Raw genomic sequence first — 20,942 nt, 5'->3', positions numbered from 1 at the left:
TATGGGGATTATTTGGGCGGCTTTAGATTTCGCCCCAAAAGAAAGATCTCCGAGGATCGAGCCCTTGAAGCTTTTGGCTTTCTTGAGGCGACAGACTTGAAGACCTTTTTGAAGGATTCCACAATTTGACTATATCCACTACCGTTAAAACATTTAATCAGTAATGCACCATCTGGCTTTAGGTGTGCAAACGCAAAATCTAAGGCGATCTCTGCCAAAAAAGCCATCCTCGCCGCATCTGCCACCCCAACACCGGATAAGTTAGGCGCCATATCGGACAGCACGAGATCAACCTTGCCGCCAGCAGATTTAGGTAGCAAGGCCTCCAATGCAGCCAAGCCTTCATCTTCGCGAAAGTCAGCTTGAATAAAATTCACATCTGCGATTTCTTCCATTGGCAAAATATCGATCGCAATGATCTGACCATCTGGCTTGCCTGACTCAATTGCGGGATTGCTTTTACCAAGCTCGGTTAAGCGATTGCGGACATACTGCGACCAACTTCCAGGTGCGCTACCTAAATCAACAATGGTCATGCCTGCCTTGATAAGGTGATCTTCCTCATCAATCTCACTCAGCTTGTATACCGCTCTAGCGCGATAGCCCTCTTTTTGAGCCATCTTCACATACGGGTCTGTTAAATGGTCTTGTAACCAGCTTTTATTAAATTTATTCTTTGCCACAACATAATCACTTTCAGCCTCTATTTTCCCTGTTTCGAAGCTCTAAAGCAAAAGGAATCTCATTAAAAACCGCCAATTTCAGCCTTAAGAGAGCCACTTTAAGCTCAATGCTCTATCATCGAGTCCATGACTGCACTCACGATTACCCCAGCACAACGCAAATCTCTAAAAGCTGACGCCCACGGCCTAAACCCTGTAGTGATGGTTGGTGGCGACGGATTAACACCGGCCGTAATTAAAGAGGCTAAATCAGCAATTAATCACCACGGTTTAATCAAAATCCGCGTGTTTGGCGATGATCGAGAAGCGCGTATCGCAATCTATGATGAACTATGCGATAGGCTTGATGCAGCTCCAGTTCAACATATCGGTAAATTACTGGTTCTGTGGAAGCCAAAGGATGTAGTTGAGGAAGCGTACTTGAATCTCAATAGATCCAGCAAACAAACCAAAAAGAGACTTCAAGATCCTCGCAGCCAAATACGAAAGGGCTCTGCAGGTCAGTCCGCCTCAAGCAGAAAATCACCATTTGAACGCGCTGCAGCTGCTAAATCATCTACTCCAAAGAAGCGAGTTCTGCGTTCAGAAGCAGCAGAATCAAAAATTGGTTGGTCATCTCCAGGCTACCGAAAAGCAAGTCCTGCTCCTGCACCAATTAAGAAGCGTAAGGTGCGCATGAGTAGCACCAAGAAAAAATCGCTAGGGTCTTAATACTTCAAATTAGCAAATCAAACGTCGCTAGTCGACGTTTTTTGTTGAGCGCCATACCAGCAAGAGCCCTAGGATGGTTTGGATAATAAATATCACGCTTGATACACTGTGCAAGACACGAAATACATCCGCGTTGTTGGTATCACGCACGGATAAGCCTAGTTGCAAAGCTTGGTCACGCAAACCATTCATCCAAGGAATCAGAATGAATGCAGCCGCTACGGCACAGGCCAACATACACAATAAAATCCAGCGAATCCATCGATACTGTGGCCTGCCCAATTTAACCAAATGATTGGCCATCACCATCAAGAAGCCACAAACCCCAACGCTCATGTAAGCAGTCGTTTTAAATAGATTGGCGGCGATCACACCAGCCACCTGTCGATCACCAATAGTCATAAACAAAATGGGTACAACTAAAAAGCCAATCGCAATATAGGCACCTACCCAAAGCCCAGAAATTACCGTAAATAATCGCTGGATTTGGGTGAGCTTCATTAAATGTATTTGACGGCTAAGATTTCAACTTCGCGATTGCCGCCTGGAGCTTGAACTGCTACAACATCACCCTCTTCCTTGCTGATCAATGCACGAGCAATTGGTGAGCTAATCGAAATTTTATTCGCTGCAATGTCCGCTTCATCATCACCAACAATTTGATAGGTGAATTTAGTCCCATCTTCAAGATCTTCTAGATCAACGGTGGCGCCAAATACAACCCGACCTGAGACATCCAAGCTAGCCGGATCAATAACTTGTGCAGCCGATAATTTGCCCTCAAGCTCTTGAATGCGCCCTTCTATAAAGCCCTGCTTTTCTTTGGCAGCATCATATTCGGCATTCTCTGAGAGATCTCCCTGCGCGCGTGCCTCTGCAATCGCATTAATAACGGCTGGGCGTTCTACATGTTTTAGGTGGTGCAACTCCTCTTTCAGGAGTTCAGCACCACGCTTAGTAATTGGAATTGTGCTCATACAACTAACCTAACTTAAAAAAGGCGCAAAGCGCGCCTAGATAATTAATTTTAGATTAAATAAGCGCTCCATGTAAATTCTGTAGTGAATAAACCTCTAATGAGTCTTTGCTTCCATTCTGCGAAGCCAGTAATCCATCCATCACCGCCCTAGCAGCACTAATCGTTGTGTAATACGTCACGCCATTTGCTTGAGCGCTAGTGCGGATTGAACGAGAGTCTGCAATTGCAGTGCGGGTCTCATCGACAGTAGTAAATACCAAGGAAATCTCACCATTCTTAATAAAATCAACAATGTGTGGACGCCCATCCTTCACCTTATTCACCAATTTCACTGGCAATCCGGCGGCTTCAATAGCAGCAGCCGTACCTTTCGTAGCAACCATTGGGAAGCCTAATTGATGTAGAAGTTTGGCCACTTCAACCGCCTTAGGCTTATCACTATCTTTTACCGTTAAGAGTACAGTACCGCTCTTTGGTAATTTAATAAACGCGCCTAATTGAGATTTAAATAGGGCTTCACCGAAAGTTTTACCCACACCCATCACTTCACCAGTGGAGCGCATCTCAGGCCCTAAGATCGGATCAATTCCTGGGAACTTATTGAATGGGAATACCGCCTCTTTGACAGAGAAGTATGGAGGCTTCACTTCAGATTGAATGCCCTGTTTATCTAAAGTCTGTCCTACCATGCAACGTGCAGCAATTTTGGCCAATTGCAAACCAGTTGCTTTTGACACAAACGGAACTGTACGTGATGCACGTGGATTTACTTCCAGAACATAGATGACATCTTTGCCATCCACATTCTGAATCGCAAACTGTACGTTCATTAATCCGATGACATTAAGGCCCTTGGCCATCGCAGCAGTTTGACGTTTGATTTCCTGAACCGTTGAATCCGATAAGGAATAAGGTGGCAATGAACATGCTGAATCGCCAGAGTGAACACCGGCTTGCTCAATATGTTCCATGACGCCACCGATAAAGACTTTACCGCCATCGCTAATGCAATCTACGTCACACTCAATCGCATCATTTAAGAAACGATCCAACAAAACTGGGGAGTCGTGAGAAACCTTAACCGCCTCACGCATATAGCGCTCTAGGTCACGGCCATCATGAACAATTTCCATTGCTCGACCGCCGAGTACATAGGATGGACGAACCACTAGTGGATAACCAATTTCTTCTGCAAGCTTTAACGCCTCATCTTCAGCGCGAGCGGTACGATTTGGCGGTTGACGCAAGCCTAGGTCATGAAGAAGCTTCTGGAAGCGCTCACGATCCTCGGCTGCATCAATCATGTCGGGTGAGGTTCCGATAATCGGAACACCGTTGCGCTCAAGATCTAAAGCCAATTTCAGAGGGGTTTGACCACCGTACTGAACAATCACCCCTTTAGGTTTCTCTTTGGCGACGATTTCCAATACATCTTCTAATGTTAAAGGCTCGAAGTACAAACGATCAGAAGTGTCGTAGTCAGTTGAAACCGTCTCGGGGTTGCAGTTAACCATAATGGTTTCATAACCGTCATCACGCATTGCCAATGCCGCATGTACGCAGCAATAATCAAACTCAATACCTTGACCAATTCGGTTAGGACCGCCGCCTAAGACCATAATCTTTTGCTTATCAGTTGGACGTGATTCGCATTCACCATGCTCGGCCTCGTACGTAGAGTACATATAGGCTGTATTGGTTGAAAATTCTGCGGCACAGGTATCTACACGCTTATAGACAGGAACTACCTTTAAACGATGGCGTGCTGAACGAACAGAAGAAGCATCAACTCCAAGTAATTTAGCCAAACGTCTATCAGAGAAGCCTTTTTGCTTCACAAAACGGAGTTCTGCTGCAGCAAGACTATCGACCTTGCGCTGCTTCAACTCAGCCTCAATGGTGATCAGCTCTTCAATCTGCTCGAGGAACCAAGGGTCAATTTTGGTTTCGCTATAAACCTCATCCAGGCCCATCCCCATGCGGAATGCGTCTGCGAGATACCAGATACGATCAGGACCTGGCTCATTGATCTCATTAATGATGTCATCAAGATCAGTTGAAACTTCGTCCAAGCCATCAACGCCGACCTCGAGACCACGCAAAGCCTTTTGGAATGACTCTTGGAAAGTACGGCCAATCGCCATAACCTCGCCAACAGACTTCATCTGCGTAGTTAAGCGTGAGTCGGCCTGCGGAAATTTTTCAAATGCGAAACGAGGAATCTTCGTTACAACATAGTCGATAGATGGCTCAAAAGATGCAGGTGTTGCACCGCCAGTAATGTCGTTCTTTAATTCATCGAGTGTGTATCCAACAGCAAGCTTGGCAGCAATCTTTGCAATTGGGAAGCCAGTGGCTTTAGAGGCTAAAGCAGATGAACGTGAAACACGTGGATTCATTTCAATCACAATCATGCGCCCATCTACGGGGTTGATTGAGAACTGAACGTTAGAGCCACCGGTATCAACACCAATCTCACGCAGAACCGCAATCGATGCATTTCGCATTAATTGATACTCTTTATCCGTGAGAGTTTGTGCAGGCGCAACCGTAATCGAATCGCCTGTGTGAACACCCATCGGATCTAAGTTTTCAATGGAGCACACAATAATGCAGTTATCGTTACGATCACGTACCACTTCCATTTCAAATTCTTTCCAACCAAGAAGTGACTCTTCAATCAGGAGCTCACGGGTTGGAGATAAATCTAGACCTCGTTTGCATATCTCTTCGAATTCTTCGCGGTTATACGCAATACCACCGCCTGAACCACCCATCGTGAATGAGGGACGAATGACCACTGGGAAACCAGAACTACCTGTTTCCTGTTGAATGCGCTGCTGCACTTCATGCGCTTCATCCATGGAATGGGCAATACCAGACTTTGCAGAACCCAGTCCAATCTTAGTCATGGCATCTTTGAACTTTTGACGATCTTCCGCCTTATCAATCGCCTCTGGTGAGGCGCCAATCAGTTCGCAACCATATTTCTTCAACACGCCGTTGCGATGTAAATCTAATGCGCAATTTAAGGCCGTTTGTCCGCCCATCGTTGGCAATATGGCATCCGGTTTTTCTGTTGCAATAATGCGCTCGACTACCTCCCAAGTAATCGGCTCAATGTAGGTGACATCTGCCATTTCAGGATCAGTCATGATGGTTGCAGGATTACTGTTGACCAAAATAACTTTGTAACCTTCGTCACGTAATGCTTTACATGCTTGCGCACCTGAATAGTCAAATTCACAAGCCTGACCAATCACAATCGGTCCTGCACCAATAATCAGAATGCTCTTGATGTCGCTACGCTTAGGCATTATTTGCCCTCCTTCTTGCTGGCAGCATTCATGAGCTCCACAAAACGATCAAATAAATAGGCAATATCATGAGGTCCCGGCGAAGCCTCAGGGTGACCTTGGAAACACAGTGCTGGCTTATCCTTCCATGCCAGACCCTGCAAAGAACCATCAAACAGAGATACATGGGTCACACGCACATTATTTGGCAATGTATTTGCATCCACTGCAAAACCATGATTCTGAGAAGTAATGGCCACACGGCCGGTATCTAAATCTTTAACAGGATGGTTAGCGCCATGATGACCAAACTTCATTTTCAAGGTCTTTGCGCCGGCAGCTAAACCCATAATCTGATGACCTAAACAGATGCCAAAGGTTGGAATACCTTTTTCAATAATCTCTTTAGCTGCAGCAATCGCGTAATCACATGGGCCGGGATCGCCAGGGCCGTTTGAGAAAAACACCCCGTCTGGATTCATAGCCAATACATCTGCTGCAGAAGTTTGTGCTGGAACTACGGTTAGTTCACATCCACGCTCAGTGAGCATGCGCAAAATATTTCGCTTAACGCCAAAGTCATAAGCCACCACCTTCTTTACAGGCTTTGAGGTATCGAGCGATTTATAGGCAGGCTTGCCATTCGGTCCACTGAGTTCCCATTCTGCTTCTCGCCATTCATAAGGTTTCTGAGTTGTCACCACCTTTGCTAGGTCCAGACCAGACATTCCAGGGAAGGCTTTTGCCAGTTCTAAGGCTTTTGCAGTCAAGGATTCATAGCTATCACCCAATTTGCCAGCAACAACTGCCCCAGACTGAGCGCCTTTGTCACGCAGGATTCGAGTGAGCTTACGAGTATCGATTCCAGAAATGCCAACCACACTTGCATCTGTTAAATAGGCGTCTAGACTCATTTCAGAGCGAAAATTGGATACGCGCTTAGGCAAATCTTTAATGACCAATCCTGCTGCATGAATTTGGTCGGATTCCGCATCTTGGGCATTTACACCAACATTGCCAATATGTGGGTATGTCAAAGTCACAATTTGTCTTGAATAACTGGGGTCAGTGATGATCTCTTGGTAACCAGTTAAGGCGGTATTAAAAACGACTTCGCCAGCAGTTTCGCCTGAGGCGCCAATACTAAAACCGGGAAAGATAGTGCCGTCGGCTAAAGCCAACACGGCAGGAGGAAAAGAAGGAAGCAAGGGTGACAAACTATCTCCAGTCCCTGCTCCATCCGACGCTCAACACCCCAAAAAGACCAACCCGGGGCTGTGTATGCGGGAGGTGAGTGTCTTTAAGCGCTAGGGTATTTAATTAGTTTCGAACCTTGCAATGATACCAGTTTTGCGTTCTAAGCCCTTGAATCCCCAGCCAAATAGGCTTTGCGACCTATTCTCCCTAGACCTTCGATCTAGGGAGTCATAAAAAGCCCTACTAAGCAGCAGCCTTTTGGTCGATGATGGTCTTAATTTGAGCCAAGACGTTTTGGTCTTCCATGGTGCTAATGTCACCAGGATCACGCCCTTCAGCCACAGCCTGTAACGCACGACGAACAATCTTGCCTGATCGCGTTTTTGGCAAAGCAGTTACAACATAAACATGGCTTGGTCTAGCGATGGCACCCAATTGGCCGTCAACTGTTTTCATGCACTCTTTTTCTAAATTTTCTGCCTTTGAAGCATCTTTTGGAATAACGAATGCGATAGCTGCCTGGCCCTTCAATTTATCTTCCACACCAACAACCGCAACTTCGGAAATATTCGGATGACTAGAAATGCTTTCCTCAATTTCACGAGTGCCAAGACGGTGACCTGCAACGTTAATCACGTCATCAGTACGACCCAGAATGAAGAAGTAACCATCTTTATCTTTAATGCCCCAGTCAAATGTTGAGTAGATCAACTTACCAGGAATCGTCTCCCAATAAGTACTAATGAAACGCTTGTCATCACCCCAGACCGTTTGCATACATCCTGGAGGCAATGGACCTTCAATGGCGATCACACCCTTCTGATCAGCGCCCAATTCTTCAGAGGTAGCATCATCCAACAACTTCATGTTGTAGCCAAAGGACGGAACGCCTGGTGAACCGAATTTATGAGGCATAACCTCAACACCACGCTGAATCGCAAGCATAGGCCAACCGGTTTCAGTTTGCCAATAGTTATCCACAATCGGCTTCTTAATCGCATCATGAATCCAACTTGCCGTTGGTTCATCCAAAGGCTCTCCCGCCAAGAACAATGCACGCAAGCTAGAAAGGTCATGCTTTGTTAAGAATGCTGGGTCTTGTTTCTTTAGAACACGAACAGCAGTTGGCGCTGAGAACATCACAGAAACATTGTATTTAGCTACAAGTTCCCACCAAATACCCGCATCTGGACGTAATGGCGTGCCTTCATACATGATGGTTGCCATGCCATTGAGTAATGGGCCATAAATAATGTAGCTATGACCAACAACCCAACCAATGTCGGATGTAGTGAACATTGTTTCGCCAGCTTTGCCACAGAAGATGTGGTTCATAGTTGACATCAAAGCCACGGCATAACCACCGGTATCACGTTGAACGCCCTTAGGCTTACCAGTTGTACCTGATGTGTACAGAATGTACGAAGGATGAGTAGCGTCAACCCACTCAACTGGCACCAAATCATTGAGATGCTTTTGTCTTTCGGTAGCGTAATCTAAATCTCTACCAGCCACAGTTGTGAACTCAGAGAGGCCGCGGTTCACAATCAACACCTTCTCTGGCTTGTATGTGGCTAATGTGATCGCTTCATCCAATAGGGGCTTGTAAGGTACCGCTTTACCACCGCGCATACCAGCTTCAGCGGTCACTACCATCTTCGGCTTTGCATCATCAATACGAGTAGCCAAGCTATGTGAAGCAAAGCCACCGAATACCACTGAGTGAATAGCACCAATACGTGCACATGCGAGCATAGCAAAACATGCCTCCGCAATCATTGGCATGTAGATCAATACACGATCGCCCTTTTGAATGCCGTTGGCTTTGTATATTGCTGCCATACGATTTACTTCTTCGTATAGCTCTTTAAATGTATAAGCCTTTTCTTGGTTTGTCTCTGTAGAGACTGCAACAAGGGCTAATTGATCGGGGTTGGATTTGTAGTGGCGATCAACTGCGTTGTAGCAAAGATTGGTTAGGCCACCCTCAAACCATTTTGCAAATGGAGGGTTGTTGTAATTTAAAACTTTATCAAATGGCTTTTCCCAATGTATTAATTTGGCCTGCTCACCCCAAAATCCGTCTGGGTCTTTAATTGAGCGTTCATGGTGTGCTTTATAGGACATGGTCAACCTAATCAAAAAGTTTCAAAAATTACTGGTTTTTATTCCCCCCTTTAGCAGCATTACTTGTTGAATTGGCTTTTAAAGTAGGTGAACTACCATTTTTCGCAGATTTTGCAAGCCCTGTCGATGCGGATTTATGCTGAGAAACCGTGCTTTTCCCAGAAGAATTACCCTTATTTGGTGTACTTAGGGCGCACTTACCTGACTTAGAAGCTTTGGTTCCCTTGGCTGGCTTAGGGCATTTTGGTGCTGGTGGAGGTGGTTTTTCTAGACTGAGGCTGGCGTTATCCGCCATTGCAGATGAGACATCGCCGGCTCTACCATTGGTTTTGGGAATGATGATGGTGGAACCGGCTTTGATCCGCATTCCCCTTGGAATTCCATTCACCTGTCTTAAAGAGTCGGCATCTACCCCCAGACCTTTTGCAACTAAATCCACACTCTCCGTTTTGGAGACCTTCACAGCAGTCCAAGTGGATAAAGGTTTATTAAAGAGCTTGAGATTCGCCTGAAAAATTTCTGCATGTCCAAATGGCAAAAGAATTTGCTGATTCGCATTACTTAATATGACTGGCTTATTAAAAGATGGGTTCAGACTATGAAATTCATCTTCAGGAATCTCAGCTAATTTAATCGCCAACGCTACGTCAATATCGCTATCAACATCGATTGCCACAAAATAAGGATGGTTTTCTAGCTGCGGCAACATTATGCCGTACGCCTCGGGATCCATCACGATTTGACGGTAAGCCATCAACTTGGGAACATACATGCGCGTCTCTCGCGGCATGGTCAGACTCCCGTAATCTATCGGCAAGCCGGCAGCCTGATTACGTTTTTGTGCTTTAAGCACATTACCTGCACCCCAGTTATAAGCGGCCAGGGCCAATTCCCAACTTCCAAATTGATTGTTTAAGCGCTGGAGGTAATCCAATGCCGCATCTGTTGATTGCAATACATCTCGTCGCTCATCTCGAAATACGTTTTGCGTTAACTGAAAATCTTTTCCTGTTGCCGGCATGAATTGCCAGAGGCCTACTGCTTTGGCGCTGGATTTTGCATTTGTCACGAATGCACTTTCAACGAATGGCAACAATGCAATTTCGGTGGGCATATTACGCGCATTCACTTCTTGAACTATATAAAAGAGATAGCGCGAAGAACGAGCCATGGAACGATTCACATAGTCAGGCCGCGCACTTAACGAACGCACCTGCTCTATTTCTAGAGGACTATTCATCGGCTCCATCTGAAAGCCATCCCGAATCCGTAGCCATAAATTATCTGATGGCGCATAGACCTTGCTAACAGATTGGGTCTTCAGATTTACACGAGTGGCTTTCCTGGATCCGCCTTTGGTTGGCGTATCAGATGACCAATCGCCCGTGCTGGCACAACCAGAGAGCAAGGCTACAACTGTAATAGACGCATAAAAAAAGCGCATTAAAACTGATCTTTCCAGGCACGAATGACGGCGAGCACATGCGCAGAATCAGGAAGTCTTGCTTGACCAGACCTTGCATTCGCCGACTGAATAACCTCAGCTTGATCACATCTCATAAACGGATTGACTTGAAGCTCTTGCCCAATTGTGGTTGGCAATGTGGGAATGTTTTTATCCCTAAGATCTTTTACGCGTTCTGACCATGAAAGAAGATTCACATTGTTTGGTTCTACTGCCAACGCAAATCGAATATTAGATAAAGTATATTCATGAGTGCAGTACACCAAAGTATTTTTTGGCAAGCTCTTAAACTTCTCAAGGGATTGCGACATCTGGGTTGGCGTCCCCTCAAACAATCGACCGCACCCAGAGGCAAACAAGGTATCACCACAAAATAGCATAGGCTCAACGACATTTGCCTGCATGTTAGCAAAATAGGCGATGTGACTTAAGGTGTGTCCAGGAACTTCAAGAACTTTGAGGGTGATTCTAGGTGCAGAGATTTCTAGCGCGTCACCTTCTTTAACCAGATGAGTTCGACCAGGGATATTGTCGCCACGGGGGCCATATACCGGAATATCTGCACCCAATACGTCGAGCAACTTCAAAATACCGCCAACGTGGTCGGCATGATGATGGGTAATCAGAATCGCTTTTAATTTGAGACCTGAACCAGCCAAATACTCTAAAACTGGGACAGCATCACCTGGATCTACCACTAGGGCAGATTTTCCATCATGGATACACCAGATATAGTTATCATCAAACGCCGGAATTGGCCAAACTTGCAATAAAGTATTCATAAAGGCGATGATACCAACCCCACCCATTCCTCTGCAGAGCAGCGCACCCCCATGGAGCTCTTGGGAAAAATGGCTGCAATCCCCGCCCGGTCGCTATGTATTAGGCTGGGAACAGCGCTGCCTAGATCAAATAGTAGCGGATGTATTTGGGTTTCATGCAGTTCAAATCGGCCTTCCCCAACTCAATGCGCTACGAGAAAACCGCATGCCCATGCATGCCCTATTAACTCATTCCAATGACAATCGAGAATTGATTACAAAATTTAATTGGCACCCTATTGAAGGCAGCGCCTCGGAAATGCCTTTTGCTAACGAGAGCATTGATCTGCTTGTTCTGCCCCACGTATTGGAGTTTGCTGCTGATCCCCACCAGATTCTGCGTGAAGTAGATCGCGTGTTGCGCCCAGAAGGGCGCGTAGTGATTTCTGGATTTAATCCCGCCAGCCTCTGGGGTGCAAAACAATATCTCAGTCGCTTAATTGGCAATCCCTATCTTCCAAGGGATGGTCAATTTATTAGTCTGATCAGGATTAAGGACTGGTTACAGCTCCTCAATTACTCACTAGATCGCGGTCATTTTGGTTGTTATAAATTCCCTTTGCAAAGTGAGTCTGCTATGGGCCGCATGGACTTTTTAGAGCCTATGGGAAACCGTTGGTGGCCTATATTTGGGGCTGTTTTTCTAGTATCAGCCATCAAGCGGCACCAAGGTATGCGGCTAATTGGACAAGTTCAAAAGGCACGCATCCCTAGTCTCACACAATTGAGCCCTGCTGCTGAACGCAATAAACTGTCTAGTATTCAGAATACTTCCACCAAACGCTAATTTCATTTCGCGATTAACTAAACTCAATGAGCAATCAACCACACATCATCATATATACCGACGGAGCGTGCAAAGGCAACCCCGGCCCGGGTGGTTGGGGTGCGGTATTGAAATCGGGCGCACATGAAAAGCATCTACATGGCGGCGAAAAACAGACCACGAATAATCGGATGGAACTCAGTGCGGTGATTTTTGCTTTACAAGCCCTTAAACAACGAAGCTCAGTTGAGCTCTGGACTGACTCCCAATATGTCCAAAAGGGAGTTACCGAATGGCTTGAGGGCTGGAAAAAAAGAGGCTGGAAAACCGCCAGCAAGGATCCCGTAAAAAATGCGGATTTATGGCAAGAGCTGGATGCCCTCCTTCCTGATCATGAGATCTCCTGGCATTGGGTACGGGGCCACAATGGCCACCCGGGAAACGAGCTAGCAGATCAACTGGCCAATAAGGGCGCGGAAGGTTACCTCCCTTAGCGTAAAAGCCTCTTTTTAGGGCGTTTTTGGCACTCTTATGAGAGAATGGGCAAGCTTTAAAGTGCCCTCAAAGGGTGTTTAATTCATATAAAACAAAGAAATACGAGACTGTGTCAAAAATTGAATCTTCTCTTGATCGTTTGCTCGTCAAACTAGGTGAACTAAAAAATATTGCCAAAGGTCGCTTATGCGCGCTTTGGGGTAAAGCTTCTCCACAGGTAGGCAAGCTCAAAAAACTCGATCTGCCCACCATTAAGACTTTTGTAATTCAATACAAGTGGCGAATTTTAATAGTCCTCATTGTTGTATACGCAGGCTCTAAAGCTTTTGATTACTTTTTCCCAGCTGCTGATAAAGCAGGTGGTCCAGTTACCGTTACAACGCTAGTTGTCGAGAAAAAAGATATTCCACTCATTATTGAAGCGACCGGAACGATTGTTTCTAATAGCATTGTTGATATTCGTCCGATGGTTACAAATACGGTCGCCAAGGTCAATGTAAAAGACGGTCAAGAAGTCAAAGCCGGTGATTTGCTATTTACCTTAGATGATCGAAATGACAAAGCCAATTATGAAAAGCTCAAAGCGTTAGCGGATGATGCACATAAGCAATACCTGCGCGCCAAAGAATTAGTAGCCAAAAATTTCATTTCCAAAGCCGGTCTTGAAACTTCTCATGCCAACGCCAAGTCTGCCGAAGCAGCTGCTAAGGCAGCTGAAGTTCAACTATCCTTTGATTACATTAAATCGCCAATTGATGGGCGTGCTGGCATAGTCAATGTATTCCCCGGCTCTTTGGTACAAGCTAGCAACGTAGTAACGACAGCAACAAGCTCAACAGCTACTTCGAGTGTTGGCGCAATGGTGACTATTACCCAACTGAATCCGATTAACGTTCAATTCGTTATTCCTGAAAAAGATATTCCAACTATTTTGGAGAATCAACTGGACGGCGAACCACTCAAAGTCAAAGTAACCGTGGGCGATAGCAGCAAAAAAACCTACGAAGGCACCGTACTGGTTGTTGATAACCAGGTTGATCCCTCCATTGCTGCAGTTAGAGTAAAAGCCCAAATCCCCAACGAAGGCTTGACTTTGCTCCCAGGTCAATTTGCGCGTGTTTCATTGGTGGCCAGTGATCTAAAGGATGCACTCTCCGTCCCATCTCAGGCTGTAGTCATTAATCCTCGCGGTAAATTTGTATTTACCTTGGATAAAGATGGTAAAGCCAGCATGATCCCGATTAAAGTCATCTATGAATACCAGGGATCTTCTGTTATTACCGGCATTCAGGCTGGCGACAAGGTGGTTGTAGAAGGTAAGCAGAACTTGCGTCCTGGTGGCAAAACTCGTGAATCAAAGAACACAACAAGCCCAGCAGCACAGCCAGCACCAACATCTCCTGTAGATAAAAAATGACCTTATCTGAGTTATGTATACGCCGCCCCGTGATGACGGTGCTGCTCTCCATTGCAACCGTCATTGCTGGCACTGTCGCCTATCTCAAAATTCCGGTTGCGGCTCTTCCGAGCTTTAACTCCCCAATCATCTCAGTCAGCGCTTCACTACCAGGAGCATCACCTGAGAATATGGCGTCCTCCGTTGCACTGCCTTTAGAAAAAGAGTTTTCAACCATTGATGGTATTTCGGTTATTAGCTCTACCAACTTCCTAGGTAGCACCAGCATTACCTTGGAATTTAACAATGATCGTGATATCGATAAAGCAGCGGTAGACGTTCAAGCTGCATTGTTGCGTGCACAGAAGCGCTTGCCAATTGAAATGACGATTCCACCGTCATATCGCAAAGTAAACCCTGCGGACACTCCAGTATTAATTGTTCGCTTGAGCTCGCCCTCGGTCAATCTATCCGATTTAAATGCCTTTGCAGAAAATCTGCTCTCTCCCAATATTTCTACGATTAGCGGGGTTGCTCAAGTTCTAGTCTATGGCGCCAAACGTTACGCAGTTCGCGTACGAATTCATCCGGACGCCCTAGCGAATCGTAATCTCACCATGGATGATGTGGCTGTTGCCATCAACAAAGCCAACTCTAATAGTCCAGTGGGTGTGTTAGACGGCCCCCGTCAATCCATCACCATCTACGCCAATCCCCAACTAGTTCGCCCTGAAGAATTCGGCAACCTCATTATTAGCCAAAAAAATGGTTTGCCCATTTACCTTAAAGATGTCGCAGACGTCATGGAGAGCTATGAGGATGTTAAAACGCTAGCCTCTGCAAATGGTGAGCGCTCTATTGCTATAGCGATCTTGCGACAGCCTAGCGCAAATACAGTTGAGGTAGTCAAGTCAGTCAAAGAATTGCTCCCTCAGTTGCAAAAACAAATGCCGGAATCAATCAAGTTGCAATTTGTAAACGATAGATCTCTTTCGATTATTGAGGCGATTCATGATGTGAATTACACGCTGGCATTGACTGTCTTACTGGTCGTGCTAGTAATTTTCTTATTTCTCAAGCACGTTTCCGCTACCGTCATTCCTTCAATTAGTCTGCCAATTTCCTTGATTGGCGCCTTCTTCTTACTGTATTTCTTGGGCTACAGCTTGGATAACATTTCCTTGCTGGGTATCACCTTAGCAGTTGGCTTGGTGGTCGATGATGCGATTGTGGTGCTAGAAAACATCATGCGTTATGTGGAAGAAGGCATGGACCCCCTAAAGGCCTCCCTCAAAGGCAGCAAAGAGGTTGGCTTCACGATTATTTCTATCTCGATTTCGCTTGTAGCGGTGTTCATCCCCCTCTTCTTTATGGCTGGCCCTATAGGCCTACTCTTTAGAGAATTCGCAGTTGTAGTTTCGCTATCGATTTTGGTTTCAGCGATTGTTTCTCTCACTGTTGTTCCAATGCTATGCAGCCGCTTCTTACCAAAGCCTGGTCAGCACGCAAAAGAATATGAGATCAATAAGAAATTTGATCGTGTGTTTGATTGGATGCTCAAAACTTACATTCATTACTTAGATCTAGCATTAGCGAATCGCAAGAAAGTCTTATGGGGTGCAGCATCGACTTTTGTAATTACGGTTGTGTTATTTATTAATAGCCCCAAAGGCTTCTTTCCTGAAGAAGATATTGGTCAGATCCTGGCAACGACAGAGGCCTCTGAGGATATCTCCTTTAAGGCAATGCTCGCGCTACAAGATAAAGCGGCTGAACTGGTAAGCACTGATCCCAATGTTGCTAGCTCTATCTCCGTTGTAGGTGGTGGCGCAAGTTCGGGAACCAATACTGGCCGCATCTTCATCCTGCTTAAGGACAAGGCAGATCGCCAGAAGATGTCAAAAGTCATGGAAGGATTGCGGGCAAAGTTCAAAGAGATACCAGGTTTGCAGGTTTATATGCGACCCGTTCAAAATTTACAGCTAGGTGGCAAGAGCAGCAAATCTCGTTATCAGTTTATTTTGCAAAGTGTTGGCTTTGATGGCGTCAATGAATGGGCGGACAAGCTCATGCAAAAAATGCGTGCCGACCCGATGTTCAGAGACGTTACTAGCGACTCGCAGCTCAAGGGTTTGAATGTCAAGATTGATATCAATCGTGAAAAAGCGGCTAGCGCTGGTGTATCGATTGCGGATATCCGTACTGCCTTATATACCGCCTATGGTGAGAAACAGGTTTCCACCATCTATACACCTGTGAATACCTACTACGTCATTCTTGAAGCGTCTGAAGATGATCGTCAATTCGAAACAGATCTGAACAAAATTTTTGTGCGGGGTCGCGCTACCGATAAACTCATTCCCTTGTCGAGTCTAGCCACCTTTAATCGCACCATTGGACCAACAGCAGTTAACCACCAAGGCCAAATTCCGGCGGTAACACTATCTTTTAACTTAGCGCCCGATGTCTTTTTGGGCGATGCGACCAAAAAGATTGAGCAATACACCAAGCAGATTGATCTGCCACCTTCCATCATTACTAGCTATGGTGGTGATGCAGCAGTATTTAAGAGCAATCAATCGGGTCAATTGATTTTGATCTTTGCTGCCCTGGGTGTGATTTATATCCTCCTGGGCGTGCTGTATGAGAGTTACATTCATCCATTGACTATTTTGGCTGGATTACCATCAGCAGCAATCGGCGCAATCCTTTCCTTAAGGCTCTTCGGATTTGAATTAACCATCGTTGCATCTATCGGTATCTTGCTCTTGATCGGTATCGTGAAAAAGAATGCGATTTTGATGATCGACTTCGCATTAGATGCGCAACGCAACCAAAATATGACGCCCGAGAAGGCAATTCGCGAGGCTTGTATTTTGCGTTTCAGACCCATCATGATGACCACATTTGCCGCACTAATGGGTGCCCTGCCTATTGCATTGGGAATCGGGGCTGGCGCTGAACTACGTCAACCTCTTGGTATCAGTGTTGCGGGAGGCCTCATCTTCTCTCAGTTTGTGACTCTGATCATTACTCCTGTCATCTACCTTTATTTAGATAAATATGCTGGTAATGGTCCAATGGACATACCTGCTTCCGTGCTTGAGGGAACCTAATGCGCCAAGTCATCCTAGATACCGAAACAACTGGGTTGAGTCATGCAACCGGCGATCGCATTATTGAAATTGGCTGCGTTGAAGTAATCGATCGCAGACTCACTGAGCGTACATTTCATTACTACATTAATCCGGAACGTGATATTGATGCTGGCGCTTTTGCTGTGCACGGCCTTTCAAGAGAGTTTCTTTCTGATAAGCCCTTGTTTGCCAATATCGTAGAAGAGCTTATTGAGTTCGTGGATGGCGCAGAGATTGTGATTCATAACGCAGCCTTCGACTTAGGGTTTCTGGATAGTGAATTCGCCCTTTTAAAGCGTCCGCCATTTCGAGGCTTAGCCTCAAAAATTACCGACACGCTACTCGATGCGCGTCAAATGTTTCCAGGCAAAAGAAACTCTTTAGACGCGCTATGCGATCGCTTTTCCATTAGCAATGAACATCGAACCTTGCACGGAGCGCTCTTAGACGCCCAGTTGCTGGCAAAGGTGTATATCGCCATGACAAGAGGTCAGGAAGACCTCTCAATCGATTTAATCGACTACACAGCAAACGACGACGAAACAGAAACTACTTCTAAGGCATTACCCACCAAGCTAAAACTAATTGCTGCAAGTTACGATGAAATGGAACAGCATGAAAAGATTCTGGCGGAAATTGCTAAGTCCAGCAAAAAAGACCCTGTCTGGAGTCCAACAAGCTCCGCTAGCTAGACTGCGAAGTTAGGTTTAAAAAGAGTTGCTCGAGGTCTTGAACGTATTGCTTTGAATTAAATAGCGGTGCCGTAAAGCGATTTGCCTCGAGTTGACTACGAATTTCACTTAGATACTCTGGTTTAGTAGCCAACTCTAAAGCCTTTTGATAGTAATCTTCATTTGACTGCACAATTAACTCTGGCATACCGGCAGCGTTTAATTGGCTGGCTGCGACCCTTCCAGCAAAAGTATCGCCAATCACCGTTAATACTGGTACGCCTGCCCATAAGGCATCTGCAGCAGTCGCGTGGGCGTTGTAATGAGGGGTATCCAGGAATAAATCAGCCAGACGCAAACGACTTAAATGGTCTTTTCTTTCCGGGACTCGGGTAGCAAACACCAAGCGATTTGGGTCTATGCCTCTTGCTTCAGCCTGAGCTCGAAGATTTTGAACTACTTTGTCAGAAGTTTTAGAAAGCCACAAAACACTTTCGGGTACCGACTCTAATAAACGCATCCAGATATCGAAAATTTCTGGATTAATCTTGTAAGGGTTGTTGAAGCAGGAAAAGATAAAACCAGATTCCGGCAAGCCCTGACTTGCTCTACTAGGCAATTCCCCAAACGTGTCAGGATGAATGCTGGTATCTAGCGGAAAAAATGAATGCGGTAAACGCAGTATTTTCTCTGTGAAAAAAGGTTCATGATTTGGACTGATGGCAATAGCATCCGCAACTAAACCATCATAGAAATCCGATCCCGAGGTTCCTGCATAGCCCAAGTAATTCAATTGAAAAGGGGCAATTTTTCTAGAAAATAAACCCGTTCTGGCGCCTGAAGTATGTCCATTTAGGTCAATAGCGATATCAATATTTTGTTCTAAGACTAAATTTCTAGCATCGACATCGTTCATGCCAAATAGGTCATAAGATTCATCGAATTGATCCAATAAAGATCTTTCAACCTCATCTCCTGATTTGCTATTTAAGAAAAATCCAACAATCTCATACCGAGAACGATCATGATGCTGAATGAGGTTCTGCATCAAAATTCCAACTGGGTGATTTTTAAAGTCTGAAGAGAAATACCCGATCTTCATTTTCTGCTTATTTTCATCAGCCTTATTCAAGGACTCACTGAATGATGGATGTTTTGGATAACGATCAGCAATAAATATTTGGGCGCACCGCTTTTGCAAATCCAGATCAGCGGGAGTCTGTAGCAATGCGAATGGAATTGTTGCTGGAGTATCGCGAGCTACTAGATCAAGCATATTCTTAACAGATGGCTCTTTATCATCCCATATGCATGAAGTCAACTTGGCAGATAGCAATTGCCCCATCAAGTAAGGATGCAAGGGCTTTAGGGCGTATGCCTTTTGGTAGCTTTCATAAGCTTCTTCGCCCATCTTCAGCTCTAGCAATGCATTCCCATGATTAGACCAAGCTTCGGCATAGTTTGGATTTAGAGATAATGCACGCTCATGTGCGGATGCCGCCTCTGCAAATCGTCCAAGACTAAATAAAGCATTGCCATAGTTAGTCCATGCCTCGGGATAATTTGGATTCAGCTCCAGAGACTTCTGATACGAAACTAAAGCTTCGGCATTAAAACTTAACTCAGCTAATAAATTGCCACGATTGGACCAAACTAGGAAGTAATCGGGCTGCAGCTCAATAGCACGGTCATAAAGCGAAAAAGCCTTATCAAAATCTTTACTTTTCGCATAGGAAGTGCCCATATCAGTCAAGAGTTGGGCATTGTTGGGAACTAAGCGATTGAGCTTTTCATATGTCTTCGCCGCATCTGCAAAAAGATTGGCGCCATGTTGAGCCTTAGCAAGGTTATTCAGTAATTCAGGATTCTTGGAATCTAATACAGAGGCCTTGGAGAAGGGCTCTACAGACTCAGCCACCCTTCCCTGTATGGCCATGGAAAGACCTTGAACCTGGAGGGCTACAAGGTCTTTGGGGTTGATGCGCAAAATAGAACGAGCAAGTCGCTCTGCCGATTCAAGACGCTGCCCCTGAAACTCCTGCATCATTTGCTGGAGCAAAGGAGCATATGGCTGTGCCATACCTAATCCAAAAAGAAATTAGATAGCTGCCGCAATGGCTTTACCAAGATCATCTGTTTTGGCGGTGCCACCAAGATCAGGCGTCAATGGAGCATGTGATGGTCCAGCAGACAAGACTTTTTCAATAGCAGAGAAAATAGCGTTGCCAGCTTCTGGGTAACCCAAGTGTTCCAGCATCATCGCACCACTCCAAATCTGTCCAATAGGATTGGCAATCATCTTGCCGAAAATATCTGGGGCTGAACCGTGAACTGGTTCAAAGAGTGAAGGAAATTTACCTTCTGGATTAATGCTTCCAGATGGGGCAACCGCGATAGTGCCAGTACAAGCAGGACCCAAGTCTGAAAGAATATCGCCAAACAAGTTACTCGCAACAACCACATCAAAACGATCTGGATTCATCACAAAATGAGCAGCTAAAATATCAATGTGATATTTATCTGTTCTCACATCCTCAAATTTCTTTGCCATATCCTCTACACGCTCATCCCAATACGGCATTGTGATTGCAATTCCGTTCGATTTAGTGGCTGATGTGAGATGCTTCTTTGGACGACTTTGAGCAAGATCAAAAGCAAACTGCAAGATACGATCTACACCTTGTCTTGTGAAAATCGATTCTTGAATCACGAACTCACGATCAGTATCGGGGAACATTTTTCCACCAACGCTGGAGTACTCGCCTTCGGTATTTTCACGAACGACGAAGAAATCAATATCACCTGGCTTGCGATTCGCTAGCGGGCATGGCACACCTGGCAATAGACGCACTGGACGTAAATTAACGTACTGATCAAATCCACGGCGGAACTGAATCAAGCTGCCCCACAATGAAACGTGATCAGGCAAGATATTTGGCATACCCACAGCGCCAAAGAAAATGGCGTCGTACTTCATCAAAGTATCAAACCAGTCATCCGGTAGCATTTTGCCGTGCTTTAAATAGTAATCACAGCTAGCAAAATCAAAGTGATCGAATTGCATACCAATACCAAACTTACGGTTTGCTGCCTCTAAAGCGCGCACGCCTTCTGGAATCACTTCCTTACCAATACCATCACCTGGAATAACAGCGATCTTGGGATTTTTGAATATTTTCTTTGCGTTCATGGGTCAAT

At 45.4% G+C, this 20,942-nt stretch carries 16 protein-coding genes; 6 read left to right on the top strand and 10 right to left on the bottom strand.

Going from position 1 to position 20,942, the window contains the following annotated elements; all coding sequences use genetic code 11:
• Positions 1-8: 8 nt before the first annotated feature.
• Positions 9-683: an RlmE family RNA methyltransferase gene (locus IC571_RS05060; RefSeq protein ID WP_215317713.1), complete on the bottom strand. Its 675-nt coding sequence runs from the start codon at positions 681-683 to the stop codon at positions 9-11.
• A gap of 126 nt (positions 684-809) precedes the next feature.
• Here IC571_RS05060 and IC571_RS05055 point away from each other — a divergent pair, with 126 nt between their 5' ends.
• Positions 810-1,394, top strand: a complete 585-nt coding sequence (locus tag IC571_RS05055) for a YhbY family RNA-binding protein (RefSeq protein ID WP_215317712.1) — start codon at positions 810-812, stop codon at positions 1,392-1,394.
• Between the two features lie 27 nt (positions 1,395-1,421).
• Here the strand turns inward: IC571_RS05055 and IC571_RS05050 are convergent, their stop codons facing one another.
• The 7 genes from IC571_RS05050 to gloB all read right to left on the bottom strand — a co-directional run bounded on the left by IC571_RS05050 (position 1,422) and on the right by gloB (position 11,240).
• Positions 1,422-1,895 carry a DUF4149 domain-containing protein gene (locus IC571_RS05050; RefSeq protein ID WP_215317711.1) on the bottom strand — a complete coding sequence of 158 codons (474 nt, stop codon included), beginning with the start codon at positions 1,893-1,895 and terminating at the stop codon, positions 1,422-1,424.
• Positions 1,895-2,371: a transcription elongation factor GreA gene (gene greA, locus IC571_RS05045; RefSeq protein ID WP_215317710.1), complete on the bottom strand. Its 477-nt coding sequence runs from the start codon at positions 2,369-2,371 to the stop codon at positions 1,895-1,897. The genes IC571_RS05050 and greA overlap by 1 nt, the downstream gene beginning before the upstream one ends.
• A 55-nt stretch (positions 2,372-2,426) precedes the next feature.
• Positions 2,427-5,690, bottom strand: a complete 3,264-nt coding sequence (gene carB / locus IC571_RS05040; RefSeq protein ID WP_215317709.1) for a carbamoyl-phosphate synthase large subunit — start codon at positions 5,688-5,690, stop codon at positions 2,427-2,429.
• On the bottom strand, positions 5,690-6,877 hold the full coding sequence (carA, locus tag IC571_RS05035; RefSeq protein ID WP_215317815.1) for a glutamine-hydrolyzing carbamoyl-phosphate synthase small subunit: 1,188 nt from the start codon (positions 6,875-6,877) through the stop codon (positions 5,690-5,692). The genes carB and carA overlap by 1 nt, the downstream gene beginning before the upstream one ends.
• Before the next feature lie 232 nt (positions 6,878-7,109).
• On the bottom strand, positions 7,110-8,993 hold the full coding sequence (locus IC571_RS05030; protein WP_215317708.1) for a propionate--CoA ligase: 1,884 nt from the start codon (positions 8,991-8,993) through the stop codon (positions 7,110-7,112).
• Between the two features lie 28 nt (positions 8,994-9,021).
• The gene (locus IC571_RS05025) at positions 9,022-10,437 is read right to left on the bottom strand and encodes a transglycosylase SLT domain-containing protein (protein WP_215317707.1); all 1,416 of its coding nucleotides are present in this window, start codon (positions 10,435-10,437) and stop codon (positions 9,022-9,024) included.
• A complete protein-coding gene (gene gloB / locus IC571_RS05020; RefSeq protein WP_215317706.1) occupies positions 10,437-11,240 on the bottom strand; it encodes a hydroxyacylglutathione hydrolase in 804 nt (267 codons plus the stop codon). Before gloB ends, IC571_RS05025 begins: the two co-directional genes overlap by 1 nt.
• Before the next feature lie 7 nt (positions 11,241-11,247).
• Between gloB and IC571_RS05015 the strand changes: the two genes are divergently transcribed.
• The 5 genes from IC571_RS05015 (at position 11,248) to dnaQ (ending at position 17,765) form a co-directional block, all read left to right on the top strand.
• Positions 11,248-12,066 (top strand): class I SAM-dependent methyltransferase, encoded by an 819-nt coding sequence (locus IC571_RS05015; RefSeq protein ID WP_215317705.1) that lies wholly within the window; start codon positions 11,248-11,250, stop codon positions 12,064-12,066.
• Positions 12,067-12,092: 26 nt separating this feature from the next.
• Positions 12,093-12,539: a ribonuclease HI gene (rnhA, locus tag IC571_RS05010; protein ID WP_215317704.1), complete on the top strand. Its 447-nt coding sequence runs from the start codon at positions 12,093-12,095 to the stop codon at positions 12,537-12,539.
• Positions 12,540-12,649: 110 nt separating this feature from the next.
• A complete protein-coding gene (locus IC571_RS05005) occupies positions 12,650-13,957 on the top strand; it encodes an efflux RND transporter periplasmic adaptor subunit (RefSeq protein WP_215317703.1) in 1,308 nt (435 codons plus the stop codon).
• Positions 13,954-17,052, top strand: a complete 3,099-nt coding sequence (locus tag IC571_RS05000) for an efflux RND transporter permease subunit (RefSeq protein ID WP_215317702.1) — start codon at positions 13,954-13,956, stop codon at positions 17,050-17,052. Before IC571_RS05005 ends, IC571_RS05000 begins: the two co-directional genes overlap by 4 nt.
• Complete coding sequence (gene dnaQ, locus IC571_RS04995) at positions 17,052-17,765, top strand: DNA polymerase III subunit epsilon (RefSeq protein WP_215317701.1); 714 nt, start codon at positions 17,052-17,054, stop codon at positions 17,763-17,765. The genes IC571_RS05000 and dnaQ overlap by 1 nt, the downstream gene beginning before the upstream one ends.
• Here dnaQ and IC571_RS04990 read toward each other — a convergent pair.
• Together IC571_RS04990 and IC571_RS04985 are read right to left on the bottom strand one after the other, a co-directional pair.
• Positions 17,758-19,824, bottom strand: a complete 2,067-nt coding sequence (locus IC571_RS04990; protein ID WP_215317700.1) for a glycosyltransferase family 41 protein — start codon at positions 19,822-19,824, stop codon at positions 17,758-17,760. The genes dnaQ and IC571_RS04990 overlap by 8 nt on opposite strands.
• Before the next feature lie 18 nt (positions 19,825-19,842).
• On the bottom strand, positions 19,843-20,934 hold the full coding sequence (locus IC571_RS04985; protein WP_305848878.1) for a tartrate dehydrogenase: 1,092 nt from the start codon (positions 20,932-20,934) through the stop codon (positions 19,843-19,845).
• Positions 20,935-20,942 lie beyond the last annotated feature (8 nt).

It is taken from the genome of Polynucleobacter sp. MWH-UH2A, assembly GCF_018687195.1.
GTDB lineage: Bacteria > Pseudomonadota > Gammaproteobacteria > Burkholderiales > Burkholderiaceae > Polynucleobacter.
This window is presented reverse-complemented; position numbering and strand designations above follow the sequence as displayed.